Annotated in this window: 1 protein-coding gene; it reads left to right on the top strand. The window is 42.9% G+C overall.

Annotation, left to right across the window (positions count from 1 at the left end):
• Positions 1-126: 126 nt before the first annotated feature.
• Positions 127-1,771 (top strand): CHASE2 domain-containing protein (locus tag QUA23_RS30830; protein WP_333093970.1); only part of this gene is annotated, 1,645 nt, incomplete at its 3' end.

Genomic DNA, 1,771 nt, shown 5'->3' with positions numbered 1-1,771 from the left:
TGGACAAAAGTTCAAGACGTTTTAGGGGTTTACCCGGAAGATGGCAAAAGTCTCCGCATTCAAACGGAAAAACGAGCTAGAGAAGAGGGGTTTATTGATTAATCGGTTTTGTTAAGGAAGAAACTGTTGTTATCTACTATTTTGAGCAAAATTAGAAAAAAAATTACCATCTGGTCTGTAGGAACCCTGCCAGGAATTGTTGCTATAGTTCTGATTGTACTCGTTCGTTTGAGTGGACTGCTGCAGTTGATAGAATGGGTAACTTTCGACTCGTTTCTGAGGCTGCGACCATCTGAACCTATCGACGAACGAATTGTGATTGTGGGAATTGATGAAGCCGACATCCAACGTATCAGAAATTACCCTATACCAGATCGCGAAATTGCCAAACTGTTAAGAACTTTGCAGAAGTACGGGCCCAGAGTTATCGGTCTTGATATTGTTAGAGATCTACCCGTTGAACCCGGTCATGCCGAACTGGGTGCAACTTTTAAAGATATCAAAAATCTGATTTTGGTGGAAAAAGTTATACCTGATTCTATTAAACCGCCCCCCGAATTACCCCCAAAAAAAATCGGTTTTATAGATTACCTTTCCGATGATGACGGCAAGGTCAGGCGTGCAATATTAGGAATAAATAAATCTGAAGACAATAAAAAATACGCTTTTTCCCTGCCTTTGCGACTGGCAGAAACGTATCTCAAAGCTGAAGGCATTGAACTAAGCAATGGCATTCGCGATCGCGAGGCGATGCGGTTTGGTTCGACTGAAATTCCTCGTTTTTTTTCCAATTCTGGAGGCTACGCGGGCGCTGATGATTTTGGTGTTCAGCTACTCCTCAATTATCGCAACGGTCGGGAACGATTTCGCACGCTATCGCTTCAAGATATTAACGATAATGAAGCCACCAAAGGTAATTCCGATGTGCTGCGCGATACCTTGGGCGATCGCATTGTTCTAATTGGGATAACGGCTCCTAGTATTAAAGACTTTGTCAATACTTCTGCAATCTCTAATTTAGAACCGCCTGGAAAAATTTATGGCGTAGAATTTCATGCCCATGTGGCCAGCCAAATCGTCAGTGCAGTTCTCGATGGACGACCCGTTTTAAAAACCTGGTCGCAGGGTTGGGAATATCTTTGGATTGTCAGTTGGGGCATTTTAGCTATTTATCTCGGTCGGCTGACTCAATCTCCATTAAAAAACCTCGTATATGTTGCCGCTGCCAGTCTTGGGTTAGTTGGAATTAGTTATGCTTTCATCGTCGGGGGATGGTGGATTCCCGCAGCACCAGCTTTATTAGTTTTGGTGATTAATGGTGCCATCTTGAACACTTTCTATCAATACGATCGATTTTTAAGGTTTCAGATTGAGCTCCGCCAACACACCATTGAACGGACATTTGTTATAATTCATAATGGCCCTCTGCAAACACTAGCCAATATTTTGAGGCACGTTCAAGACCAAGATTTAGAACCAAATCGATTGCTCGAAGAACTGAAAAATCTGAACTGGGAAATCAGAGAAGTCGGCGAATACCTGAAACTCGAAGCTCTCGATCGAAAGGAAAGTCTCCGTCTAGGCAGCGGTCTAATCCTAGACTTAAAGCTACCGATTCGCGACCTACTCTATGAAGTCTACAGCCATACACTCCAGCGAAACTTTCCTTCCTTTAAAACGCTCAAAGTTAAAGTTTATTCGTTCGAGCCAATTGAAGAGCAATACTTAAGCCTGGAACAAAAGCGAGAACTCTGCCAATTTCTGGAAGAAG

The sequence above is a fragment of the Microcoleus sp. Pol1C5 genome, from assembly GCF_036701115.1.
GTDB lineage: Bacteria > Cyanobacteriota > Cyanobacteriia > Cyanobacteriales > Microcoleaceae > Microcoleus.
Note: the sequence above shows the minus strand (reverse complement) of the source record. Positions and strands in the feature narration are given on the sequence as shown.